This window comes from Nocardia sp. Tas62D01 (genome assembly GCF_055232035.1).
On record NZ_JBUYUZ010000001.1, the window covers coordinates 6,071,644 to 6,096,381 of the forward strand.

The 24,738-nt window shown below is 64.6% G+C and carries 22 protein-coding genes; 14 read left to right on the forward strand and 8 right to left on the reverse strand.

Annotated elements, in window-relative coordinates:
* Positions 1-868: 868 nt before the first annotated feature.
* From ACV7NQ_RS28895 to pdxH, 3 genes are all read right to left on the reverse strand, one after another.
* Positions 869-1,171 (reverse strand): YunG family protein, encoded by a 303-nt coding sequence (locus tag ACV7NQ_RS28895; RefSeq protein ID WP_463362485.1) that lies wholly within the window; start codon positions 1,169-1,171, stop codon positions 869-871.
* A 276-nt stretch (positions 1,172-1,447) separates the two neighbouring features.
* A complete protein-coding gene (locus ACV7NQ_RS28900) occupies positions 1,448-2,284 on the reverse strand; it encodes an ATP-grasp domain-containing protein (RefSeq protein ID WP_463362486.1) in 837 nt (278 codons plus the stop codon).
* 1,100 nt (positions 2,285-3,384) lie between these two features.
* Positions 3,385-4,143, reverse strand: a complete 759-nt coding sequence (gene pdxH, locus ACV7NQ_RS28905; protein ID WP_463362487.1) for a pyridoxamine 5'-phosphate oxidase — start codon at positions 4,141-4,143, stop codon at positions 3,385-3,387.
* A 218-nt stretch (positions 4,144-4,361) separates the two neighbouring features.
* Between pdxH and ACV7NQ_RS28910 the strand changes: the two genes are divergently transcribed.
* Positions 4,362-4,787 (forward strand): MspA family porin, encoded by a 426-nt coding sequence (locus ACV7NQ_RS28910; protein ID WP_463362488.1) that lies wholly within the window; start codon positions 4,362-4,364, stop codon positions 4,785-4,787.
* A 526-nt stretch (positions 4,788-5,313) separates the two neighbouring features.
* Here ACV7NQ_RS28910 and ACV7NQ_RS28915 read toward each other — a convergent pair.
* Positions 5,314-6,486, reverse strand: coding sequence for a fatty acid desaturase family protein (locus ACV7NQ_RS28915; RefSeq protein ID WP_463362489.1), 1,173 nt, complete (start codon positions 6,484-6,486; stop codon positions 5,314-5,316).
* 9 nt (positions 6,487-6,495) lie between these two features.
* Complete coding sequence (locus ACV7NQ_RS28920) at positions 6,496-7,587, reverse strand: ferredoxin reductase (RefSeq protein WP_463362490.1); 1,092 nt, start codon at positions 7,585-7,587, stop codon at positions 6,496-6,498.
* A gap of 87 nt (positions 7,588-7,674) precedes the next feature.
* Between ACV7NQ_RS28920 and ACV7NQ_RS28925 the strand changes: the two genes are divergently transcribed.
* The 3 genes from ACV7NQ_RS28925 (at position 7,675) to ACV7NQ_RS28935 (ending at position 12,776) form a co-directional block, all read left to right on the forward strand.
* Positions 7,675-8,913 carry a PucR family transcriptional regulator gene (locus tag ACV7NQ_RS28925; protein ID WP_463362491.1) on the forward strand — a complete coding sequence of 413 codons (1,239 nt, stop codon included), beginning with the start codon at positions 7,675-7,677 and terminating at the stop codon, positions 8,911-8,913.
* Positions 8,914-9,100: 187 nt separating this feature from the next.
* Positions 9,101-10,933, forward strand: a complete 1,833-nt coding sequence (locus ACV7NQ_RS28930; protein ID WP_463362492.1) for a glycoside hydrolase family 15 protein — start codon at positions 9,101-9,103, stop codon at positions 10,931-10,933.
* A 616-nt stretch (positions 10,934-11,549) separates the two neighbouring features.
* Entirely contained in the window at positions 11,550-12,776 is a 1,227-nt protein-coding gene (locus ACV7NQ_RS28935; RefSeq protein WP_463362493.1) for a cytochrome P450 family protein, read from the forward strand.
* A 207-nt stretch (positions 12,777-12,983) separates the two neighbouring features.
* Here ACV7NQ_RS28935 and ACV7NQ_RS28940 read toward each other — a convergent pair whose 3' ends face one another.
* Complete coding sequence (locus ACV7NQ_RS28940; protein WP_463362494.1) at positions 12,984-13,967, reverse strand: NADP-dependent oxidoreductase; 984 nt, start codon at positions 13,965-13,967, stop codon at positions 12,984-12,986.
* A 71-nt stretch (positions 13,968-14,038) separates the two neighbouring features.
* Here ACV7NQ_RS28940 and ACV7NQ_RS28945 point away from each other — a divergent pair, with 71 nt between their 5' ends.
* The gene (locus tag ACV7NQ_RS28945) at positions 14,039-14,998 is read left to right on the forward strand and encodes a GlxA family transcriptional regulator (RefSeq protein WP_463362495.1); all 960 of its coding nucleotides are present in this window, start codon (positions 14,039-14,041) and stop codon (positions 14,996-14,998) included.
* Positions 14,999-15,222: 224 nt separating this feature from the next.
* On the forward strand, positions 15,223-16,617 hold the full coding sequence (locus ACV7NQ_RS28950; RefSeq protein ID WP_463362496.1) for a pentapeptide repeat-containing protein: 1,395 nt from the start codon (positions 15,223-15,225) through the stop codon (positions 16,615-16,617).
* Between the two features lie 81 nt (positions 16,618-16,698).
* Here ACV7NQ_RS28950 and ACV7NQ_RS28955 read toward each other — a convergent pair whose 3' ends face one another.
* Positions 16,699-17,097, reverse strand: a complete 399-nt coding sequence (locus ACV7NQ_RS28955; protein ID WP_463365859.1) for a VOC family protein — start codon at positions 17,095-17,097, stop codon at positions 16,699-16,701.
* Positions 17,098-17,364: 267 nt separating this feature from the next.
* On the opposite strand from ACV7NQ_RS28955, the gene ACV7NQ_RS28960 reads away from it, so the two are divergent.
* The gene (locus tag ACV7NQ_RS28960; RefSeq protein WP_463362497.1) at positions 17,365-18,471 is read left to right on the forward strand and encodes an alcohol dehydrogenase catalytic domain-containing protein; all 1,107 of its coding nucleotides are present in this window, start codon (positions 17,365-17,367) and stop codon (positions 18,469-18,471) included.
* A gap of 63 nt (positions 18,472-18,534) precedes the next feature.
* Here ACV7NQ_RS28960 and ACV7NQ_RS28965 read toward each other — a convergent pair whose 3' ends face one another.
* Positions 18,535-19,014, reverse strand: coding sequence for a MarR family winged helix-turn-helix transcriptional regulator (locus ACV7NQ_RS28965; protein ID WP_463362498.1), 480 nt, complete (start codon positions 19,012-19,014; stop codon positions 18,535-18,537).
* 46 nt (positions 19,015-19,060) lie between these two features.
* On the opposite strand from ACV7NQ_RS28965, the gene ACV7NQ_RS28970 reads away from it, so the two are divergent.
* From ACV7NQ_RS28970 to ACV7NQ_RS29000, 7 genes are all read left to right on the forward strand, one after another.
* Positions 19,061-19,513, forward strand: a complete 453-nt coding sequence (locus tag ACV7NQ_RS28970) for a MarR family winged helix-turn-helix transcriptional regulator (RefSeq protein WP_463362499.1) — start codon at positions 19,061-19,063, stop codon at positions 19,511-19,513.
* 75 nt (positions 19,514-19,588) lie between these two features.
* Positions 19,589-20,335 carry a 4-hydroxy-tetrahydrodipicolinate reductase gene (dapB, locus tag ACV7NQ_RS28975; RefSeq protein WP_463362500.1) on the forward strand — a complete coding sequence of 249 codons (747 nt, stop codon included), beginning with the start codon at positions 19,589-19,591 and terminating at the stop codon, positions 20,333-20,335.
* A gap of 109 nt (positions 20,336-20,444) precedes the next feature.
* Entirely contained in the window at positions 20,445-21,002 is a 558-nt protein-coding gene (locus ACV7NQ_RS28980) for a tetratricopeptide repeat protein (RefSeq protein WP_463362501.1), read from the forward strand.
* 112 nt (positions 21,003-21,114) lie between these two features.
* Positions 21,115-21,567: a flavodoxin family protein gene (locus ACV7NQ_RS28985; RefSeq protein WP_463362502.1), complete on the forward strand. Its 453-nt coding sequence runs from the start codon at positions 21,115-21,117 to the stop codon at positions 21,565-21,567.
* Positions 21,568-21,723: 156 nt separating this feature from the next.
* A complete protein-coding gene (locus tag ACV7NQ_RS28990) occupies positions 21,724-22,425 on the forward strand; it encodes a LuxR C-terminal-related transcriptional regulator (protein ID WP_463365860.1) in 702 nt (233 codons plus the stop codon).
* Positions 22,389-23,714, forward strand: a complete 1,326-nt coding sequence (locus ACV7NQ_RS28995) for an ATP-binding protein (RefSeq protein ID WP_463362503.1) — start codon at positions 22,389-22,391, stop codon at positions 23,712-23,714. Before ACV7NQ_RS28990 ends, ACV7NQ_RS28995 begins: the two co-directional genes overlap by 37 nt.
* On the forward strand, positions 23,707-24,726 hold the full coding sequence (locus ACV7NQ_RS29000) for a hypothetical protein (RefSeq protein ID WP_463362504.1): 1,020 nt from the start codon (positions 23,707-23,709) through the stop codon (positions 24,724-24,726). Before ACV7NQ_RS28995 ends, ACV7NQ_RS29000 begins: the two co-directional genes overlap by 8 nt.
* The last annotated feature ends 12 nt before the right edge of the window (positions 24,727-24,738 follow it).

Consider the following 24,738-nt stretch of genomic DNA (forward strand, 5'->3'; position numbering starts at 1 on the left):
TCCCTGGTGGGGCGTCACTCCCACGACTACTATTGGCACTCCGTCACCGTGGGGCTCGCGCCCGGTAGGTGATCCCGAATTCCTCTTGCGCTGGACGTATCGAGTGCGACGTAGGCGGCCCGTCCGTTCCCTTGAGTGAGCTCGTTGCCCACCGCCCACCAGCCGGAAGGGTTGGGGCGAAGCAAAGGGGATTCGCCTGATGCTGGTGGCTCCGCTCCGGGCGTTGTATGTCGGAGGATGCACATTTCCATCACCGGGAACTGGGCTTCAAACAGTCTGGTCTTCGCCATATCACACGGGTCTTGCGCGGCAGCACCATCAACGCCTTCACAATGCTCCACGCTTTCCCGCCATGCTGTTGTCCCCTCGCGCTTTCGCGTCCAGGTAAGACGGGTGACCCAAAGGGTCTGCTCCTTCCGAACCTCTACTCTCTGCGAGAGTGATCCAACGCCGAGTTAGACGGCGCAACTTCGCCCTGCGGACGGCTTTCCCGCACTCGCAGTACTACGGCGGCTCCGCCCCACCCGCACCCTTCGGCTGACGTTGCACCTATCCACTTACCCCACTTCTGGCAAAGGCAGAGTATGCGGAACAGACGCGGGCGGTTCCCACGTTCACTGTCATCCGGTCGACGAGTTAGGCACCCGGCTCTACCCCTGCGGCATCGCCACGGCTACGCCGTAGACATTCACCATGGCCTCCCAGCCCAGACTACGAAGATCCGACCAGGAGTTACGACCCGGAAAGAAAGAAATATATATCCCGAATCGTATGCACCGCGTTCCAGCCCAAATCCACCGGGTTAGAGCTGGCGGGCTCTTAAGAGGCGTAACAACACCGGTTCCTTGCGTATACCTTCTCGTCTCGCTCACCACGCCCGGCCCATCCGGTAGTACTGAACCGACGTGACTTTGTCGAGGCTGCTCCCGCCCTCCCCAGCGACTCCTGGATCAGGCTGCCTCAGCTTTAATTCCCCGCTACGACGAGGAACAAATGAAAGGTCTTTCACCTCCATCCGGAACTGACAGCGCCTCGTGGCGCACTCGCAGTGACCCCACCCTGGGTTACCAGGTTCCCAGTCGGCACGAGCAAGGTCATCCGCAGAGCAGGTGTCAGCAGCCCAGCTCACCCGCAGAGCCCTCTCGATGACAAGCAGGTTCCAAGGGATCATGCCCGAAGCATCCCATCTCGCACCGACAACTGAATGGCCGCCGACACTGGCTCTGAAAACACACTTGGGCCATCTTCATTGGCAGAACACGGATTACGGTCTGCCATTGAAGATGGCCCACTACTGGTCAGGGCCCCGCCGATGGGCCACCATCGCTGGCACAGGACACGAATTTTGACACCACTCGACCCGCGTGTCGGTTAGTGGTGCCGGGCCAAATTCGAGCAACAAGCGGTGGCCCGCATGAGAATGCCAGGTCGTTCCGCGCGCTGAGGGTCAGGAGTGCGGCGTGGCGTTCAGGAACCGGTGGAGGGAGGCCGTCATGCTGGTGACGAAGGCGTCGCGGGCCTGGTGCGAGAGGCGGTCCAGGGAAAGGTAGGGGTTGAGGTCTTCCAGTTCGACCAGGAGGAGGTCACCTTCCTGGGTGCGACAGGCATCGACCCGCTGAATGCCGTGGTCGAGGGAGTTCCAGTCGATAAAACGGCGGGCGAAGTGGAGGTCGGCGTCGGTGGGTTCGTAGGGCTGCAGGCCCCAGCGCTGGTCGGGGTCGGGAGCGTGGAGGGCGTATTGGAAGGTGTCATCGATGTAGTAGAAGGAGACCTCGTAGCGGAAGTTGATGCGCGGCTGGACGAGGATGGAGCCGTAGGTGAGATTGCTCAATTCGCTGTGCGTCACGAAGGTCAGGCCGATGGAGTCGGCGCCGACCTTCGGCTTGACCGCGTATTGGCTTGCCTCGGGCAGACTGTCGAGGTGTTGGATCTGGTCGATGGTGGGGATGACTGGATAGTCGGCAGCGGTGAGGTCCAGCAGGTACTGTTTGCCGGCCATGTCGCCGCAGCCGGTGAGCGGGTTGTAGACCCGGGTGGCGTTCTCTGTGGCCTGCACTTGAAAGGCGTCGTATTCCTTCTGGTAATACAGCACAGGGCCGGTATTGCGGACAACGACCACGTCGAAGGGATCCATCAGAGCCGCGGCGTCGCGTGGGTGGCACAGCGCGATGTCGAAGTGGTTGCGTAACCGGGAAGTCAGGAAGATGTCCTCGTCGCAGTACCGCCGTCCGCTGGCTTGGTAGGCGAGATCGGTTACGAACAACACCCTGGCTCGGGCGGGCATACTGAGTCTCCTTAGTGGTGACTCTCGAGCTACAGCTTCAGGATCGGGAGCCTCGCGGCCGATGTTACTGGTAGTCGCGTCCGTCCCAGGCGCGGTGCGCACCGAAACGGTCCCGTCCACGGAACCGATCAGAACCGTGGGGACGGTGAACAAGGGTGTAGCGCCGCAGATGACGGTAGCGGAGCGCGAGCGGCTTGCGGAGCCTCCCCGGGTGGCCCGTGGTGGCCGGGGCCTGCCCTCCCACTCGTTGCGTTCCCGCTCCCGGTCCGCCTCCCTGCCGCCGGTGTTCGGGCCGTGGCAGACGGTGTGTTGCCGAAATCCGAAGGGCGCGTGGGCCGTAACTTCACCAACTCCCACTGCGCATCCGTCAACACCCGGTACCGATCACCAACCGCAACCACGGTGACCATGCTGCCGCATGGTCACCAAATCAATTGGGAGACACGCGCTAGTACCGCAAGCCCGAGGTCGGTGAGGCCGAAGGTGACGAGGTGGTGGTCCGTCTCGGTGGGGGATGGTGTGGTGCCGGCAAGCAGATGGCGCTGAATTGAGCCGAACTCACGTGACCGGCCATGACATCCCCTCATTCCCATGGGTTTTCGTCTAGGCCTGTTTCTGGCCCTGCCGATACCGTTGTGCCGGTGCGGATTCGGCACGGCCAGGAGGACGGCAATGTGCCGGTTAACAGGCGGAATTGCGTCTGTTGCAACAATGTTCAGGTCGGTGAAACCACCGTATCCCTGGTGGTACGACCGGAGCATTAGGGGCTGGCAGTGGACACGGCAGCAGTCGGCGCGGTTTCTACGCGAGCAGAGGGTCGGGCCGCGGATTGGGTTGATCGAGCGGCTGGTGCGGTTCACCGGGTTGTATCGGTAGCAATGGACGTCAGCTGAGGGTGAGGCGTTCATCGATCACCTGCGCCGGGAGAATCCGATCAAGGTTGCGGTCTTAATGGGTCGGCGCAACACCGTGTTTCTCGTGGTGAACGGGGTTGTGATGCGCGATGACGAGAACTCGTGAAGTCTAGCGATAACCGCCTGAACCCGCACCGACGAGCGGATGTTGAGATCAGGCTGCCCAGGGCCAGTGGTATTTACCGCTTAGGGTTGCAGGCGCGTGATCTTCATGGCTGCCACGTCGATGCCGTCGGGGTCCAGCTCGACCCGGATCCGGTTGTGTAGCCGGCCGCGCCGTCTCTGCCAGAATTCGATCTGCTCGGGCCTCACCTGGTAGCCGCCCCAGTTCGCCGGGGCGGGCAGCTGTTCCACATCCGCGAAACGGTTTGTGACCTCGGCGTGCGCCCGCTCCAGTTCGGCCCGCGAGGCGATTGGCTGGGACTGTTGCGAGGTCAAGCCGCCCAGTTGCACGCTGCGCGGGCGTGAATGCCAATGCACAGCCGTCATCTCCGGTGGGATCTGCCGCACCGGGCCGCTCAAATGCACCTGCCGGCCCAGTGCGGGCCAGACGAAGGTGATCGAGGCGTAGGGCACGTCGGCCAACTGTTCACCCTTCTGGGACCCGCAATCGGTGTAAAAAGTCATACCCTCGAGTGAGAGCCCCATGCACAGCACCGTGCGCGAGGCCGGCCGCGGACCGCGTTCGGTGCGTTTCACAGTGGCCAACAGCATGGCGGTCGGTTCGATGATCCCGGCGCGGGCGGCCTGCTCGATCCAGCTGCGCAGCAGCGGTTCCCAGCCATCTGACAGCCACGATTCGGTCAGATCCGGGTCGTCGGGGAATTCGGCGCGCTTCGACACCTTGTCCAGGTCCAGGTAGCCCCGAAGCGCAGGGTCGACCGGGGGGGTGTCGTACCCCGTGGCGTTCCCCGATGAGCCGGGCGAATTCTGTTCGTCGCGCATGAAACAGACATTATCCCACGATAAGCGCCCGCGGTAGAATGATGAAGTTCGGTAATTCCACAAGCATATTTCCATTGGATGAGTCGATTTAGACGGCGTCTTGCATGGTTGTAATTCAATTCGGCTGCGCCGACATGGGCTGTACTAAATGATTTTCGGTCGAGAATCCGGGCGCACAGCAGATTCCAAGCCCTTTCACATAATGCGCATTTCGGACATTGAAATGGACTGATCTTGCGAAGTCAGCGCGTGTCGAACCCCTTTCACCAAATGAACAAGCGGTCGTCGCGCCGTCGCTGGCCGCCAACGGCCTCTCGCGCACGGCGAGTGTGACGGGGGTCGTCTTCGCCACGGTGGACAACACCACCAAGGGCACGCTGGTCACCGGATATCTGGTCGGATGTCAGGTCGACCTGCGCGGGGGGCTCTCGCTCGGCGGGGATGTGTACGTCTCACCGAGTTCCGTCACCCCCGAGATCGCACCCAGCATCAGCCTGGTTCCGGGCGGGGTGTCGGTGGTGAAGCTCGATACCAAACAGCTCGACCCCACGGCGGGCCACCCGACCCTGGGCCGTCGGTATTGCGTATTCCGGTCGCGGCATCCAGGTTTCGGGGTGCGCCGGCTAGTTCGCGGACGCCGGTGAGTTCGTCGAGGGTCAGTACCGCTGCTGGAGCGCGTCGTTCGGCAGGCAGCAGCTGGCCGACCAGCGCCCGGTACTTGGCGATGAGTTCGTCGTTGGTGACGGGGTCGGCGGGGCCCGCCGTGGAGCCCCGCGTCTTCCCTTCAGGGCGCCGTTACCGGTCAGCCCTGCGGTGGGATTCGCTGGAAGGCAGCGGCTCAGGCCGCTGTCCTCCATCATCGGTGCATGATGTAGGAGCGGTCTGGAACGATGTGGCAGACGTCTACCAGCATGTCGAAAGCGGCGGCCTTAGCACCACAAGAGTCGATGTCGCATTCCATATGTTGCTGCATCAATTTGTGGGCTTCGGTCACAGTCGGGGGAGATTCCGGTGTGGCGTGGGTTCGCTCGTCGGGTGCAGCAGTGGTAAGCGACGTTTGGCGGCTGCTGGCCCACATGATTGCTGTCCATCCGGCCGATGAGAGTGCAATAAATAGCGCAGGATAGAGTGTCATTGTCGAGGATCTTTTATGCGTGATCTTGGCGACAGTTAGGCTGCTTCAGTATTCGGGGGTGTCGGCTCTCCGAAGATGAGCTGTGTCAACGTCGCCGGGTTCGCGGCCGCGGTTGCCTTGCGCAGGAAGTCGTTGGGCAGCGCGAGACGGAACACCTTCTTCCAGGCAGAGCCGACCTGTTGGACCAGCGAACCGGTGGTGTAGGTCAGTTCGTAGCGCTCGAAGAGCTCACGCACCTTCGGTGCGATCTCCTGGTACCGATTGCTCGGCAGGTCCGGGAACAGGTGGTGTTCGATCTGGAACGAGAGGTTGCCGGTCATGAAGTGCATGAGCGGGCTGCCAGTGATGTTGGCGGAACCAAGCATCTGCCGGAGGTACCACTCGCCGCGCGTTTCGCCGTCGATCGACTTCTTCTCGAACGTCTCCACACCCTCCGGGAAATGTCCGCACATGATGACGGAATGCGTCCAGAGGTTACGGACCAAGTTGGCCGTCATGTTTGCCGTCAGCGTGGTGAGCGCCGATGGGCCCGACAGCAATGGATGCAGAAGATAGTCCTTCGTCATCTGGCGACGGATCTTCGCGAGCACGTTCTTACCCTGACGACGGAACTCGTCCTTGTCTTTTAGACCCTGGAAATACTTGCCGATCTCGAGGTCGTATCCGGCGATGCCGTACTCGAACAAGCAGGCGTTGACGAAGTTCCACAACGGCTGCGCGAGATACAACGGCACCCAGCGCTGGTCCTCGTCCACCCGCATGATGCCGTACCCGAGGTCGTTGTCTTTGCCGACAACGTTGGTGTAGGTGTGGTGGAGTTCGTTGTGCGAGTGCTTCCACATGTCCGACGGTGAGGCGTTGTCCCACTCCCACGTGGCTGAGTGGATCGCCGGATCTCGCATCCAGTCCCACTGACCGTGCATCACATTGTGGCCGATCTCCATGTTTTCGATGATCTTCGAGATCGACAGCCCAACGGTGCCGGCGAGCCATGCGGGCGGGAATAGAGAGAACAGTAGGGCCCCCCGGCTGCCGAGCTCGAGCTTGCGCTGAAAGTCGATGACAGTGCGAATGTAGGCTGCATCACGCTCGCCACGCGTCGAAATCACCTGCTGCCGGATGACCTCGAGTTCCTTGCCGAGGTTCTCGACGTCTTCGTTGCTGAGATGAGCGATCGGGTTTTGTTCCTTGCGTTGCAAAGTAGTCATTATCAGTCCTTACAGGTCGATGTGGCATGAGCCCGCAGCCGCGGACACACACGTTTGAATCAGCACACCGTCACCTGGTGCGGCAGTGGTGATTTCGCCGGTGCGCAGATCACGTACGGCGCCTTCTCGCAGTGGTGCGACACATCCGAAGCAGATGCCCATCCGGCAACCCGATGGCATCAGGACGTCGGCGGCTTCGCCTGCGCCGAGCAATGTTTGAGATCCCTCTGTTTCGAGGATGGTGTCCGATTTGGCGAAGCGGACGGTGCCGCCTTCACCGGCTGTGACCACGGTCGGCCGAAACCGCTCCGTGTGCAGACGATCGGCGATGCCACCGTCGATCCAGTGTTGCTCGAGTGCGTCCAGCAGGCCGGTCGGCCCGCAAGCCCACGTCTCGCGCTCGGCGAAGTCGTCGACCAGATCGTCGAGTTCGGCAACGTCTAGCCTCCCGTCGGTGTCGGTGTGCTTCTCTACCAACCGGATTCGGCCATTCCGTGTCATGAGGCGCAACTCACCGGCGAAAATTACATCGTCCGACGTCGGAGCGGAGTGCACGACGACTATGTCCGCCGGCTGACTGACCATATTTCGCAGCATCCCCATAACCGGTGTAATACCGCTGCCCGCGGTGAGAAAGAGAATCTTCCGCGGCAGTTCGACGCCGAGCGTGAATTCGCCTACCGCGTGATCGAGTTGAACGATGGTCCCTGCGGTGGCTCGCCGGACCAGGTAGTTGCTGACCTTGCCGTCCGGAATCGCCTTGACAGTAATCGCGATACACCCATCGGGGCGGTCGGTCTTGGAGGTCAGCGAATATGCCCGCCACTGCCGGACACCGTCGACGTCGACGCCGAGACGAACATATTGGCCGGGCACATGCGTCTGCCAGCCGCGTCCCGGCTTGATCACGACAGTCACCGCATCCAGAGTCTCCGGATGTATGGAAACGATCCGACCTCGTAAGCCGGCGCCGGAGTGCAACGGGTCGACGATGTCGAAATAGTCCGCAGGAACCAGCGGTGTAGTGACCGATTCCGCGAACCTGACGACCCGATCGCGAAGCGCGCCGACCGCCGACGGCCTGTGCAGTGTTGCTGTCATAAGACCACACTCACCCCTGCGCGTGTGTAAACTCTTGTCCATCGAGAGTGAAACATCCCAGTAATATTGTTCGTAGGGAATAGTTTCTTGGCAGAACAAGCGCCTGAGCTTGACGTGGTCACCGAGCTGGACTTGGACGACGTCATCGTCGTGGCTCTCCGGGCCAGACTGCCGGCAGTCGCCGAACAGGCGGTTGCTGCGATCACGGCCGAAGTGCCCAGTTATGCGGGCGCGTTCATCGGGCGAATGGGCAAGAATATCGAGAACGCCGTCCGGTTGGCGTTGGTTGCCTTCCTCCGCTGGGTCACGCGCTCGAAGCATTCCGATCCGAGCGCGCCGCTTGCGCCTGCGCTCGACGGCGCCTACGAGTTGGGCCGCGGCGAGGCCCGTGACGGACGCTCGATGGACGCACTATTGTCGGCGTACCGTGTCGGCGCGCGGGTGGCCTGGCGTGAGCTGTCAGCCATTGCGGTCGACGGTGGCGTGCCTGCCGCCACCGTGGCCAGGTTCGCCGAGTTGGTGTTTGCATTCATTGACGAACTCTCCGCCGCAAGCCTTTCCGGGCATGCCGAGGAACTGGCGACATCGGGCCGGGTCCGGCAGCGCTATCTCGATCGACTGGGCACGAGCCTGCTCACGGGGGAGCCGGCCGAAAACCTGCTCGTGAACGCCGAGCGTGCCCACTGGCTTCCACCGGCCACCCTGACCGCGGTGCTGCTGCCCCTGGCCTCGACGCGCGGCGTGGTATCCCGGTTCGGCCAATCGACGCTGTGGCTGAGTGAGGACCTACCGGGCATCGACACGTCGGAGTCGGTCGTCGTGCTGCTCGTGCCGGATATGGAGGGCCCCCATCGGCCCCAGCTGCTGCGGCTGTTGCGGGGCAGGCAGGCCGTGGTTGGCCCGGCGCGCGAATGGATCCGGGCCCAGTCCTCCTACCATCGTGTGTTGCGGGCGCGTGATCTGGCATCCGTCGGCGACGCAGACGTGTTCGACACCGACAAGCACCTTGCTGCCCTGGTTCTCGGCGCCGACCGCGACGCCGCCGACGACCTGCGTCGCCAGGTACTGGCGCCGCTGTCGCAGTTGCGCCCGAACACCTTCGAACGGCTCGTCGAAACACTGCGCTCATGGCTGCTGCACCAGGGCCAACGCGACGCCGTAGCGGCAGATCTGTTTGTGCATGCCCAAACCGTGCGATACCGCATGACGCAACTACGCCAGCTGTTCGGCGACCGACTCGACGATCCGCAGACGATCCTCGAACTGACTGTGGCGCTCGGGATTCCGGCTCCGATCGAGGCAACGCCAAGCTTCGGAGACCGATGATTGCAAACGCCGCCCAGTTGGCGCGGATTCGGTTGGGAGAGGCTGCGCTCGGCCGGGCCGATGTTCCCCGCTTGCCGTCCAGAACGCAGCCGACGCCCTGATACCCGGCGTCGGGTGCCCTGCCGAGGCAATCGCTGGCCGAGACGTCGTTGTCCGGCGCACTATGGAAGGTAGAGAGGCTGCTGTGATGGTCGAAGCATCGACGTACCAAGGCCCGATCGGGTCCGCTCATTACTTGCCGATCGCCGAGCACGGGCTGATCGGTGATCTTCGCACGGTGGCCTTGGTGGGCACCGACGGTGCCATCGACTGGTATTGCTGTCCGTCGTTCGACGCACCCAGCGTCTTCGCGTCGATACTCGACGCCAAGCGGGGCGGATCGTTCCAGTTGTATGCCAACGCACCGGCCAAGACCAAGCAGTTCTACTTCCCCGACACCAATGTGCTGATAACCCGGTTCTTCACAGAGGACGGGTTGGGCGAGATCCAGGACTTCATGCCCGTCTCGGACTCCCGCGATGCCGACCGGCACCGGCTGATCAGACGGGTGGTGTGCGTGCGCGGATCGATCCCGTTCCGAGCCCGGGTAGCTCCCCGTTTCGGCTACGGCACCCAGCCCCACACCGTGCGAATGCTCGACCAAGCCGCACTCTTCGAGTCCGAGACGCTGTCGCTCGCACTGACCGCCACCGTTCCGCTCGAACGCGACGGCCCGGACGTGCTGGCGGAATTCAAACTCGCCCGCGGCGAGTCCACAGTGTTCGCGTTGGACCGGATCAGCGGCGAGGTGCCACCGCGCCGCTGCCCGTACGAGGAAGCCGAGCGGGAGTTCACAGCCACGGTGGCGTTCTGGAAGCGCTGGTTGTCCTCTTCGCGTTACCGCGGCCGGTGGCGGGAGATGGTGCACCGCTCCGCGCTGACCCTCAAGTTGCTCACCTACGCCCCCACCGGCGCGATCGTCGCCGCGCCGACGGCCAGCCTGCCCGAGCAGATCGGCGGGGAACGCAACTGGGACTACCGCTACGTGTGGGTTCGCGACGCCGCGTTCTGCGTCTACGCACTGGTCAGACTCGGCTTCACCGGGGAGGCCGAGGCGTTCATGGCCTTCCTGACCCAGCGAATCGACGTCCGCGGCGACGGACCTTCCGGACCGCTGCAGGTCATGTACGGCATCGACGGCCGGACTGACCTGCCCGAACAGGAGCTGCCACACCTGGACGGTTACCAGGGATCAGCGCCGGTGCGCATCGGCAATGCCGCCGCCGACCAACTCCAACTCGACATCTACGGCGCCCTGATCGACTCCATCTACCTCTACGACAAATGGGGGCAGCCCATCTCCGGCGACGACTGGGACGCGGTATGTGTCCTGGTCGAATGGGTCTGCGACCACTGGGACCAAGCCGACGAAGGCATATGGGAGACCCGCGGCGGACGTAAGCACTTCCTGTACTCCCAGCTAATGTGCTGGGTGGCGATAGAACGCGCCATGCGCATTGCACGGCACCGCGGCCTGCCCGGCGAGCTGACCCGCTGGGGACGAACCCGAGACACGATCTATCGGCGGATCATGCAGAAGGGCTGGTCCGAGGCCCGTAAGGCGTTCGTCCAACACGAGGACGACCAAGTCCTCGACGCAGCGGTGCTGATGATGCCGTTGGCCAAGTTCATCTCCCCCACCGACCCCAAGTGGCTATCGACTCTCGACGCGCTCACCGAGGACCTGGTATCCGACTCCCTGGTCTGGCGCTACGATCTGCAGGCCAGCCCGGACGGCCTGAATGGCGAGGAAGGTACCTTCTCCATCTGCTCCTTCTGGTACGTCGAGGCGCTTACCCGTGCCGGATGCCTGGACGAGGCCCGGCTGGCCTTCGAGAAGATGCTCACCTACGCCAACCACCTCGGCCTATACGCCGAAGAGATCGGCCACACCGGGGAACAGCAGGGCAATTTCCCACAGGCATTCACCCACCTGGCATTAATCAGCGCCGCGTTCAATCTCGACCGCGCGCTGGGCTGATGAGAGGGTCCTCACCCGCGGACTCGAGTGCGACGCCCTCGGTCCGACCAAACGTGCATCGGATTCGGGACCGGCGGTATTTTGCAACGGTTTTCGAGGCAGCCAGCCAGGCCGGTGCTCGGCCACACGATCCAACATTACACGCCACATCTACCAGCACTCGATCACCCGAGTGCCGTTGCAGTACTAAGGCGGTGTCTCACGTCGATGTTATTCGCTTTCGGTGTGTCGTAATCGGTTGTGCTGCACGATGTGTCTCTACTCGGGCTGCGATCGAAGGAGGCAAGTTGATGTGCGACAAGATAATTGGCTGAACTCAATATGGCCGCGATGTTGCTGAGCAGTCGCGCTCGGCGCTCGGCGCGCTGATGCTGGTCGACGCCCGGCGGATCGAGCAAGCCGATGAGGTGCTCCACCTTCTCGAGGAGCGTGGAGTGCGGTATTCGTGAGTTCGATGGCGTGGAACGTTATACGTTCGACGAAGTCCGCGACGCGCGCTCGACCTCGCGCCGCGTACCCCTTTGACCGCTCTGGACGCACGTGATCGGCGCACGTGCGTGCAATCCCCGATCAACCTCGTCGAGTTCCTTGTTCATTCGCGTCAGGAGTCACGCATTTGACCACCCCCTTCCGATCGTCGGTGGGCGCCGACGGCCCACGCATTGCGCTGTACACCCCGGAATACGCTGCGGACCCACACCGCCTCTATCGCGAGATGCGCAGCCGCTATGGCTCTTTCGTGCCGGTGGAGATGGCTCCGGAGGTACCCGCCACCTTGGTGATCGGGTACCGCGAGGCCGTGCGGATCCTGCACGATCCCGAGCATTTCCCGGCCGATCCGCGGGTGTGGGAAGAGTCAATTCCCGACAGCTGCCCGGTCAAGCCTATGATGAGGTGGTATCCGGGCGTGGCGCGCAATGCGGGCGCGTTGCACGCTCGATACCGGCAAGCCAACGTCGCGGCGATCGACGGCGTCGACCTGTATGGCCGGCACGCCGCAGTGGAGAAGACGGCCACCGGGCTGATCAATACCTTCTGCGAGGCCGGCGAAGCCGATTTGCTCAGTCAATACGCGTTCCCCCTCGTTTTCGCGGGCCTGAACGAGATGCTGGGCTGTTCACCGGCGTTGGGCCAGCGGGTCGCGACCGGCATGGCCCACCTCTTCAACGCCATCGACGACAACGCCGATTTGGGTATGAAGATGCTCAGTGAAGCGCTGATGGAGCTGATCGCTCAGAAACGCGCTGAACCCGGCGACGACATGGTCACCCGATTCGTGCAGCACCCAGCCGATCTCAGCGAGGAGGAGATACTGGTGAACGTCATCAGCATGTACGGTGCCGCGCTGGAGCCGCAGCATAATCTGATCGTCAATACGCTGCTGCTGATTCTTACCGATGACCGGTTCGCAGGTGACGTGCTGGGTGGCAGTCTGTCGACGCGCGACGCGCTCGATGAGGTCTTGTTCACCGATCCGCCGGTGGCAAACTACGCCACCAGCTATCCGCGGCAGCCGATCCTGATCGGCGACACCTGGCTGCCTGCGCACCAGCCGGTGGTCATCAGCTTGTCTGCTTGTAATAACGACCCCGCGCTCTCCGACGGAGAGTTTCTAGGTAACCGTTCGCATTTGGCGTGGAGCCTCGGGCCGCACGCGTGCCCGGCCAAGCCGTTGGCGTCCCTGATTGCGCAGGAGGCTATCGACCAGCTGCTCGATGCACTGCCGGAGATGCGCCTGGCCGTCCAGCCCGAGGAATTGACTTGGCGGCCGGGTCCGTTCCACCGGGCGCTGGCAGCGCTGCCAGTGGTCTTCCCCAAGTCTCCGCCATTGAATGTGTCTTAGTACTGCAACGGCACCTGTGTGAGTCGGTGCTGGTAGATGTGATGTGTGGTGTTGGATCATGTTGTGGCCGAGTTGGATTCCATTGGGCCCCATCCATATGGATGGGGCCCAATCAGCCTCTCTGCGCCATGGTTCGCCCCGTATTGTTCGTCCTAGAACCATTGCAGCACTGGCTATTTCGCCACCATGCGCGCCTATACTGATCGGTTACACGGTGTCGTGTTCCTCGACAACCAGGACGATCTTTCCCATGGTGCGGTTCGTTTCCCCCAGCGCGTGCCCCTTGGCAGCTTCGGCCAGCGGGAAGGTGGCCTCGATGTGTGCGCGGAGTTGCCCTGCCTCGGCTAGATCAGAGATTGCCTTCATCCCAGCTCGATCGGCCTCGACAAGTAGCGTCGCTACTCGTACGCCCAGTTTCGCGGCCCTGTCCTGCTCGTCGGGTTCACCTCCGGGCAGGAGCGATATCAGTATCCCGCCGCGGCGTAGTACGTCGAGCGATCGGGTGCGGACCTCGCCGGCAAGAGGGTCCAGAACGATGTCGACAGGTTGGACGACCTCGGTGAAATTCTCGCGCTGGTAGTCGATCACCTCATCTGCGCCGAGGCCGCGCAGGAAATCGTGTTTGGCGGCGCTCGCGGTGCCGATTACATACGCGCCGTGGGCCTTGGCGATCTGTACGGCGAGGTGACCCACGCCCCCGGCGGCCGCGTGGATGAGGATGCGTTGTCCGGGCTGGATATTGGCGGTGTCGACGAGCGCCTGGTAGGCGGTGAGCGCGGCGAGCGGCAGCGCTGCGGCCTGGATGTGGTCGATTCCAACGGGCTTGTGGGTGAACGCGTGCGCCGGTCCGGTTACGTATTCGGCGTGCGACCCGACCCCATTGGGGTAGGGGAGCATGCCGAAGACTTCGTCGCCGGGTTGGAATCGGGTGACGCCGAACCCGACGGCCTCGACAACTCCGGAAACGTCCCAACCCAGTACCAGGGGGAGCCTATCGATGAAGAGACCGAAGGCGCGGTGCTTCCAGTCTGTGGGGTTGACACCTGCTGCGCGAACGGAGATGAGAATTTCACTGAGCCCGGGGACAGGCCGGGGTAGGCGGACTTGGTGGAGCACCTCGGGGCCGCCGTGTACGTCCTGGCTGATGGCGCGCATGGTGGGCGCTGCTGTATCGGTTGCGTGGTTGCTCATGTGACTCAGCTTGGAGGAAGGTGACCTGTCTGCACGATGGCTAGATAGCCAACTTCCGATAGGATCTGGCCATGGGGTCTTCTCGCCGTGTTGTTGTGCTGGCCCTGGACGGGGTATATCCGTTCGAGCTGGGCATCCCGAGCCGGGTCTTCGGTGCCGCGGATGGTCGATACGAAGTGCTGACCTGTTCAGTCGACGGCGGTCCGGTGCGCAGCAATTCCGACTTCTCGATCACCGTGGAGAACGGTCCAGAGGTCCTCGCTACGGCGGACATTGCGGTGATTCCGTCGATCGACCCGTCATTTGTCGTGAAAGAACTCCCTGCGACTACCGCACTGGCCTTGGCATCCATACGGCCGGGTGCTCGCATCGTGTCGATCTGTACAGGCGCGTTCGTCCTCGCGGCCGCCGGGCTGTTGAACGGCCGACCCGCAGCCACCCACTGGCGCGCGGCGTCCACTTTCGGCGAGTGGTTCCTTGACGTGGCGTTGGATCCGGATGTCTTGTTCATCGACGATGGCGACATCCTGAGTTCGGCGGGGGCGGCGTCGGGGGTGGATGTTTGTATGCACATCATACGCTCAGACCATGGCAGTGAGGTCGCCAACCATGTGGCACGCATGTGCGTGGTTCCGCCATGGCGCGACGGTGGTCAGGCCCAATACATCGAGCAACCTGTGCCTGAAACATCGGCAAGCGGAACGTCCGCTACTCAACGGTGGTCCATCGAGAATCTGCATGAGCCATTGACTTTGGCTGACCTTGCTGCGCATGCCCGCATGAGCTCGCGCACCTTTGCCCGTCACTTCCACGACGAGGTCGGTATGAGTCCCATCCGCTGGTTGATCCAGCAACGCATAGCCCGGGCCCGGCACCTACTCGAATCCAGCGATCTCTCGATCGACGAGATTGCCAGTCAAGCAGGTTTCGGCACGGCGATTTCACTCCGCCAACATCTGCACACAGCTGTAGGCGTATCTCCGCTCGCCTATCGCCGCACCTTCCGCAGGACTGAACTAGCAGACCACTGACAACCAAACCCAGACGAGACATCGTCCCAAACGCAGACTTCCCGGGCACGGGGAACGCCGCGATCTCGAGTAGTCGTAGCCCTTGTCGCCTGCGGGCGCGGGTCAAACCGTGGGATCAAAGGATCGGCGATGTCCCACAACGCATCTGGAACCAGCCGTAGAGCCAGCTTATCCACCACGAACAAGCATCATGCCGCTACCATGCGGAGATGCGATGGGGGAGGTTGGGTGACCGACTGCACCGCGCGGCGTTGTTGCTGGCGGTGCTCACCGCGGTCGTCGGTGGACTCGTCATCGCGGCTCTCACGTGGTGGTTGCTGTGGCTGGGGCTCGGGGCCAAGGCGGAAACGCCGAATCAGTTGGACCTCACCAAGATCGCGCTGTCGGTGGCGGCGGGTGTCGGCGGTGCGGTTGCTCTGGTTGTGGCCTACCGGCGGCAGCGGGATCTGGAGCGCGGCCGGTTCGCCGAGTTGTTCGGCGCGGCGGCGCGGCAGTTGGGTGACGCGGATGTGGCGGTGCGGATCGCCGGGGTCTATGCGATGGCGGGGGTCGCCGACGAGTTCTCGGCACCGAGTCGAAGACAGCAGTGCATCGAGGTGCTGTGCGGTTACCTACGACTACCCTACGATCCCGACGGTGGGTCGAATCATCTTGTCTCGCGGGCCGAGTCGACCGAGGAAGCGGGGATCAAGGTCGAACGGTTCTACCAATTCCGGCAGAACGACGGCGAGGTGCGCCGCACCATCGTCAAGGTGATCGCCGATCACCTGCGGCGTCCGGCGGACATCTCCTGGTCGGACTGCGAGTTCGACTTCAACCGGGCGGTCCTTGAGAAGGCAGACTTCCGACACGCCGCGTTCGCGGGTCGGCATACCTCGTTCGCCCGCGCGATATTCACCGGCACTACCACTTTCGAGCACGCGACATTCGCCGGTCCGCACGTCACCTTCCGCGAAGCAACGTTCCGGGGTGGTTCGGCGCTGTTCGACCATGCCGAGTTCGGATCGACCCGCGTCGTGAAGAACGAGCTCGCCGGCTTCGGCACCACCTTTTGCGACGTCACGTTCGATTGCCCGACGTCGTTCGAGAGCGCCACCTTCAGCGGTTCGCGAACGACCTTCCAGGGCGCACGTTTCCTCGGCGCGCGAACCTCCTTCCAGGAGGCGGTGTTTCGCGCCGAACTCACGTCGTTCGAACGAGTGACGCTGGATGGCGAGCGAGTCACCTTCACCGGCGCCGACCTGATAAGCCCGCGAATCACCTTCACCGGCGCCCAGCTCTACGCCACCGCCATCGACTTCGACGACGTGCGGTTCGGCGCCCCATCTCGGTTGCGCACCAAAGGAACTCGCGAGACAGACTTCACCCGAGCCGAATTCCACGGAGCCGTCACCTTCGCCCGCACCACCCTGGGCGGCCGCACCGTCGACTTCTCCGAAGCCGATTTCTTCGGCGACATCTCATTCCGCACCACCCGATTCGCCGCCAACGAAGTCCGCTTCGACCGCCCCAAGGCATGGGTCGGCGCACACTTCGACTGGGACGACAACCCGACCCGCAAACCAACCTGCGTCAAACCCAATCCCTGGCCCCCGGCACCGGATCAGCCCAGTAGGTGACTCTGTCGTCGACCAACCCGTTGCCTGATCCCACGGTGGGATGACAGCGGGGCGGCGTCCGGGTGGAGGCCGCCCCATGTCCTACTGCGTCGGCCAGCCGCCGTAAGGGACGGTGATCAGTTCCATGAAGTGACCGTTGGGGTCGAGGAAGTAGACGCCCCGGCCGCCGTCGTTGTGGTTGATCTCGTTGACGCCCTGTTGGCGGGGGTCGGCCCAGTGGTCCAGTTTGTAGCGCTGGATTTTGGCGTAGGCCGTGTCGAACTCGGCCTCGGAGATCAGGAAGGCGTAGTGCTGGGGCTGGATTTCGGTGATGTGCGGCGGGACGTTCGCGAAGTCGAAGCTGACTCCATTACCCGTGGGAAGCGGGATGAACGGGCCCCATCCTTTTCCGAGTTCCAGGCCCAGAATGTCCGCCCAGAATTCGGCGGACACCCGATTGTCGCGGCAACCGACAATGGTGTGATTGAACTGTACTGACAGGGGATTTCTCCTTGTTGTCGTGACGGTCCCGACCCCGGGCTCGGTACAAGGCGGCCTACAGGAGCACCGTCACGGCCGAATACTTTAACACCGATGTCGGCTGATGCGCCAGCTTCTCGTGATGCAAGCCGTATCGCTCGATCGGGCGATCGCGCCCGCGACGGTGCACCGCGCGCAGGCGCCGACGGCGCTGCTCGACTGCACCTCCGGACCGCCTTCGGGGACATTCGTTGGGCGGCGCGGACCGCGGGCGGTAGCGTCGGCGGAATGAAGATTCGTGGAGCGGTCCTGGAGCGGATCGCAGCGCCCGTGCCGTTCGCCGAGTCGGCGCCGATCACCGTCTGCGAGCTGGAGCTGGGCGAACCCGGTCCGGGTGAGCTGCTGGTGCGGATCGAGGCGGCCGGGTTGTGTCACTCGGACCTGTCGGTGGTCGACGGGAATCGGGTGCGGCCGGTGCCGATGCTGCTCGGGCACGAGGCGGCGGGCCGGGTCGAGGCGGTTGGGCCCGGTGATGCCGATATCGCGGTCGGTCAGCGCGTGGTGATGACGTTCCTGCCGCGCTGCGGGGAATGTGCGGGCTGCGCGAGCGAGGGACGGACGCCGTGCGGTCCCGGCAGCGTCGCCAACAATGCGGGGGAACTGCTGAACGGCGGCCGACGACTGCACCGTGACGGCACGGAAGTACACCATCACCTGGGTGTATCGGCCTTCGCCACCTACGCCGTGGTGGATCGACGATCGGTGGTCCCGGTCGATGGCGACGTGCCGCCGGAGGTGGCGGCCGTGCTCGGCTGCGCGGTACTGACCGGTGGCGGTGCGCTGCTCAACTCCGCGAAACCCGGTCCGGCGGATCGGGTGATGGTCGTCGGGTTGGGCGGCGTCGGTATGGCGGCGTTGTTGGTGGCGGTATCGCTGGGCGGCACAGAGGTGATCGCCGTCGATACGGTCCCGGAAAAGCTCGCTCTCGCAAAGGAACTCGGCGCAACGTCGGCCTACACCCCGGCCGAGGTTGCCGAGCAGGGCATGCAGGCGGAAGTGGTGGTCGAGGCCGCGGGGAACATCCGCGCCTTCGAAACCGCGGTCGCCGCAACGGCACCCGGCGGCACGACGGTCACCGTGGGCCTGCCCGCCCCCGACGCGCGAGCGAGCATTTCACCGCTAGCCCTTGTCGCACAGGGGCGCTCGATCGTCGGCAGCTATCTGGGCTCTGCCGTGCCGTCCCGTGATATCCCCGAGTACGTCCGAATGTGGCGTGACGGACGGCTGCCCGTCGAAAAGCTGGTGTCCGCGCACATCGGCCTCGACGAAATCAACCACGCGATGGACGAACTCGCCGCGGGCCACGCGCTGCGCCAGGTGATCGTCTTCGACTGAGGGAGGCGCCACTGCTCGAAGTGCTCAGGAAACCGGCCGCGACCGCATAGGTTCCGCGGATCGTCATCGACCGTCCGGCTTGGTTCGGCTCCTCGACGCAGGGTTGTCGAGTGCGTCGACGAAACGGACCAGTAGACGGGCGAATTCGGTACGTTCGTGGTCGGTCCAGTCCGACATGGCGGTGGCCATGGCAGTGCGGCGACCGTCGCTGGCCGCGGCCACCAGGTCGTGGCCGTCGGGGGTGAGACGGAGTACGGCGCGGCGGCCGTCGTGCTGGTCGGCTAACCGCTCCAACAGGCCGGACGAAACTGCTTGGGCGACAAGGCGGCTCGCGCGCGGCTGGTCGACACCCAGTGCGGGCGCCAGGGTTCCGACGGTGGCCGCGTCGGTGGTGGCAACGGCGTCGAGGACGCGGAATACCGCAATGGGCGCGGGGGATTCGCCCGCCAGCGCGCCGCGGGTCTGCCTGCGCCGGATTCGGACCATTGCCGCTTCGACGGCTTCGGTGATCGGGTCGTGCTCTTCCACGGCTTCAACTTTCATGTAAGACTACATGTAGTTGTACATTCTACATGCTTCCGGAGGAACGATGACCCAGCAACGTCGGATCGGCTATTGGCTCAAGGAACTCGACCGCCTGGTCGACGAGCGGTTCGCGGAGGATCTCGCGGCAGGCGGCCTCAGTCGTAGGCACTGGCAGATGCTTCATTCGCTGGCCGATGGGACGCGACCAGCCGATGAAGTCCGCGATGGTCTCGCGCCGTTCTGGACCGATCCGGCGGAATGGGGGATTCAGCTTGCCCAACTCGTGGATCGCGGACTGGTGGTCGATGAGGCGGGCACGCTCGCGCTGACCGATGCGGGCCGAGCGACGCACGAAGAGGCGTTCGCCAGGATCGGTCGGCGGCGGCGCGCGATGGTCGACGGCATCACCGACGAGCAGTACGTCGAGACGGTGCGAATCCTCGAAAAGATGGCGGCAAATATGGCAGGCGACATGAATCTGCGGGTCTGCGCTGCGCCTGTGCACATCGCGAAGTGATTCGCAGAGGTCAGCGGACTGCCGTGCGGGCGCGCTCGATAGGCTTGCGGTACTGAAGCGGAACAAGGAGGTGCGGTGACCATTCGGGTCGGAGTGCTCGGTGCACACGGGAAGGTCGGGCAGGCGATCTGTGCGGCGGTGGAGGCAGCGGCCGATCTGGAGTTGGTCGCGTCGGTCGACAAGGACGATTCGCTCGAGGTGTTCACCGAGACGAATACGCAGGTCGTTGTCGATTTCACGCACCCCGATGTGGTGATGGGGAATCTGAAGTTCCTGGTGGAGCGCGGGATTCACGCGGTAGTCGGCACCACCGGCTTCGATGCGGCCCGCCTCGACGAGGTACGCGGCTGGCTGGCTGCGCGGCCGGAGACCGGCGTGCTGATCGCGCCGAACTTCGCCATCGGTGCGGTGCTGTCCATGCGGTTCGCCGAGCAGGCGGCCCGATTCTTCGACTCGGTCGAGATCATCGAGCTGCACCACCCGAACAAGGCCGATGCGCCCTCGGGCACCGCCTACCGCACCGCCGGACTGATCGCGGCCGCCCGCGAACGCGCCGGGGTCGGGCCGAGCCCGGACGCCACCACCACGGAGCTCGAGGGCGCGCGTGGCGCCGACGTCGACGGGGTGCGGGTGCACTCGGTGCGGCTGGCCGGACTCGTCGCACACCAGGAGGTGCTGTTCGGTACGCAGGGCGAAACCCTGACCATCCGGCACGATTCGATCGACCGCAACTCCTTCGCCCCCGGCGTACTGCTCGGCGTGCGCGAGATCGCCAACCGCCCCGGCCTCACCGTCGGACTCGACCCGTTGCTGGATCTGTGAGCCTGATCGAGCGCAGGCACGACCGAGCCGACCGCCGACGGGGCGCATTGGTGCAGGAGCTCAGCGCGGAACCCATCGGTGCCCCGATGGGTTCAGCCGAGGTTCGGTCATGAACGCACAGGAACCGGTCGACTCGGCGGATTCCGCCCGCAGCACCGAGGTCCGCAAGGTTGTCGCGCTACTCGCGGCGCTGGTGCTCGTGCTTGGCTTCTATTTCCTGCTGCTCGGCCGAATCTCGTTCAGCCTGATCGGATCCGGCAACGTTGCGGCCGTCATCATCGGCATCGGCGTGCTGATCCTGCCGTTCCTCGGCGTATGGATCGTCTTCGCTACCGTGCGCGCGGCCCTGTCCCATCAGCACCTGGCCCGCCGTATCCACGAGGAGGGACTGGAACTCGACACCTCCGACCTACCGCGCCGCCCCTCCGGGCGCATCGAACGCGAGTCCGCCGACGCGCTGTTCGACCAGGTCAAGCAGGAATGGGAAGCCGACCCGGACAACTGGCGCGTCTCCTTCCGACTGGCCCGCGCCTATGACTACGCCGGCGACCGCACCCGCGCCCGCGAAACCATGCGCCGCGCGGTGGCCCTGGAGAAATTCGAACGCGAACAGGGCGACCGTACGGTGTCCACGGAGCCGCCCGACCCCGAAAACGGCGAGGGCTGACCGCCTGGCGCGGTCAGGCCTCGAAAGAGCCACGGCTGCCCACCACTTCCAGACGTGGCCCCCGCACTGCTTCCGGGGCTCGGGCCCGCGGTGACCGGCTACGCTCGGCGACGTGGCTCGGTTGTTGATCATCCATCACACCCCCTCACCGCACATGCAGGCGATGTTCGAGGCGGTCGTGTCCGGTGCGACGGATCCCGAGATCGTGGGTGTGGAGGTCGAGCGCCGCGCGGCGTTGGCTGTCACTGCCAGCGATGTACTGGCCGCCGACGGCTACATTCTCGGCAGTCCGGCGAATTTGGGGTACATGTCCGGTGCGCTCAAGCACGCGTTCGACACGTTCTATTACCCGTGCCTCGATTCCACTCGGGGTCGTCCCTACAGCCTGTACCTGCACGGCAATGAGGGGACCGAGGGTGCCGAACGGGGTGTGGAGAGAGTGACTACGGGTCTCGGTTGGGAGAAGGCTGCCGCGCCGGTCATCGTGTCGGGGCCGCCGAGTAAAGAAGATATCGAGCGGTGCTGGGAACTCGGTGCGACGATCGCCGCGCAACTCATGTCCTGAAGCTCCCGTATCGCCGGTGCCGAACGTGTGGCACGGGTGTCGTTCGGGTGGCCCCCGATTTTGGTGGCTGACGTCTCGAAGCATTTGCCGGGCATACTTCTCGGTGAGGTTGTACCGGTGGGGTTGTGGACGAGTTACTCGGGATGGGAGTACGTGGTGACCTGGGTCGAAGGAGGCGAGCACCCGCCGCGCCGGATAGGACTGGTCGAAGACCACGAATCGGTCGCGATCGGGCTCGCCGCAATGCTTGCGCCGGAACCGGATCTCGACTTGGTGCTGACGGCAGGCACGGTGCCGGAACTGCTAGCCGCCGCGGTCGGCCGCGCCACAGACACGCAACCCGCGCTGGACCTGGTGGTACTGGATCTGCGACTGGCCGACGGGTCCTCGCCCGAGGACAACGTGCGTGCACTCCGCAATCGCGGCATGGAGGTCCTAGTGTTCACCGGGGCGGACAACGCGTTCCTGGTGCGTGCGGCGGCGAAGGCCGGTGTGCTCGGCGTCGTGCGCAAGTCCGAGGATGTGCCGACCGTGGTCGCGGCGATGCGCCGCGCGGCGTTCGGCGAGCAGGTGGTGACCACCGACTGGGCCGCGGCCATCGACGCCGACCCGCAGCTGTCCAACGTGGGTCTGAGCCCACGTCAGGAAGAGGTGCTCACCCTGTACGCCTCGGGTGAGAAGGCATCCCGCGTGGCCAGGCTGACCGGTCTTTCCGAGCAGACGGTGAACGACTACCTCGGCCGGATCCGACAGAAGTACGCCGATGCCGGTCGTCCGGCTCCCACCAAGACCGACCTCTACAAGCGGGCGGTGGAAGACGGATGGCTACCGGTTCCCGAGCGGCATCCGCACCGATGATCGCGTCCAGCACGCTGGACACCCCTCCTACCGCGGATTCCACGACGACGCTCGACCGTTTCCGGGTGAGTCGCTGGTGCCGTGGTTTGGCGGCGATGTCCCAGCAGAATGATGCCGAGCCCGCGTCCGATCGCATTCTGCGCAGGCTGGGCCTGACCGTCGGCATCACCGGATTGATCGTCGCCGTCGTGGAGTTTCCCGATATCGCCAATCAGAGCCGGTCGGTGGCAGGCGGCTGGACGGCCCTGGTTGTCGGCCTGGCATTGGGTTGGTTCCCGGTGCTCGCGGTGGTGTCGGTCCGGTGCAGCAGACGCGTGATCCGGGCGGTCGCGGGCGCGGCGGCGGTGAGTTTCCTCGCGGCGATGGCGATGATCCCGTTCGCCTACACCGCGCCCGTGCCGGACGCCTCTTCGGTGTGGGTGTATCGGGTGCTCGCGCTCGGCGTCCTGGTGGCCGGTCTCGCTTGGCGGCCGCCGCTGTCGATCATCTACCTGCTGGTCGCAGTGGTGGAGGCGGCGCTGGCGAACCAGTCTGTGGTGCCGGGCGCGACGACGTGGTCACTGGTCGGCGACTTCGCCAGGGCGGCCGGACTGTGCGGGATGTTCCTGTGGTGCACCACGTATGCGCTCGCTGCGGGGGCGCGCGTGGATCGCGAGTCGGTAATCGCGAGCCGGCGCGCGGCCGCGGTGGCGGGCGCCGCGGCCAGGGACCGCGAGCGCGCGAGATTCGCCGCGCTGATTCATGATGCGGTGCTCTCGACGCTGCTGGATGCCTCCCGGGCCGGTACCGAATCGCCGGTGCTGCGTCGTCAGGCCGAACACACCCTCGAACAACTCGACGAATGCCGGGGCGACAACACCGAACCCGACCGGTTGGACGCGCAATCGGCCGTCGGCTTCCTGCGCTCGACGCTGCACGAGGTGAATCCGGGGATCCGGTTCACCGCGCGCCGGTGGGCCGGGCGCGATGATCTGCGGCTGCCGGTGGACGCCGCGGGCACCATCGCCGCCGCGCTCGCAGAGGCGGTGCGCAACAGCCTGCGCCACGCCACCGTGCCGGGGCGGGTCGTGCATCGGACGGTCACCGTCACCGTCAGCGCGGGCGGTATTCGTGTGGTGTTCCGTGACGACGGCGCCGGTTTCGATCTCGACCGCGTGCCCGCCGATCGGCTCGGCATCTCGGTGAGCATTCTCGGCCGGATGCGACAACTGGCAGGCGGAGCCGGATTCGTGGAATCCCAACCGGGGGAGGGCACGACGGTGACGTTGGTCTGGGGCGGCGATGGCTGACCGAGATACCGAATTCGGCCTACGCGACCTGCTCGGGCTGCGCGATCGGTGGGCATGGTTGTTCCTGATCGTCTTCGAGCTGACGATCGTGCTGTACATGGTGCGCAATCTCGCCGAATCACCGCTGATACCAGCGGTTTCCGCGCTGCTCATCATAGTCGCGGCCGGCGTGCTCGTGCTGGTGGTACCGGTCGATCCGCTGCCCTGGCCCGCCGCCGTGTTCGTCGCGGCGGCCGGACCGGTGGCGACCGCGCTGACCACCATCGATATCGAAAACGGCCTGACCAAACAGGTGTGGACACCGTTCGCGTCGTCCTACATCCTCGCGGTACTGGTGCTGCGCGGCCGATTGGGCGCGGCCTGGCTCGGGGTGGGCGGGATCGCGGTGGTGATCGGGCTCGTCGGCGTGGTGGCCGGGGTCCGGGTGGGGGTTGTCGTCGGGTCGGTGGTCCCGGTCGCGACGGTGGCGGGCATCTCGGTCTGTGCGGCGATCATGCGACCGACACAGCGATCGTTGCGCTTGTTGCGGGAGGAAGCGACCATGCGGGCCGCGGCCGAGGCGACCATGGCCGCCGAGAATGGCGAGCGGGATCGACAGCTGGCCCGCCTCGACAAGGTCGCCCGACCGATCCTGGAAGGCATCGCGGGCGGGGCCGAACTCACCGCCGCCGAGCGCGAACAGTGCAGGCTGCTGGAGGCCGAACTGCGCGACGGGCTGCGGGCGCCGCAGCTGGTCACCGACGAATTGAGCAGCGCGGCTCGCGGGGCCCGCTCGCGCGGAGTCGAGGTGGTGCTGCTCGACGACGGCGGCTTCGCCGGGGTGCCGAGATGGGTGCGTCAACAGGTAATCGCTTCGGCAACAAGGGAATTGGACGCGGCCAACGCAGGCTCTGTTACCGTCCGCGTGCTGCCGATGGGCCGCCGGATCCTGGCCACGGTGCTCGCCAACGCCCCCGATCGTGACCGTCGCACCGAGATCGACACTGCGGGAGATGTATCCGTATCGACCTGATTGCCGCCGGGC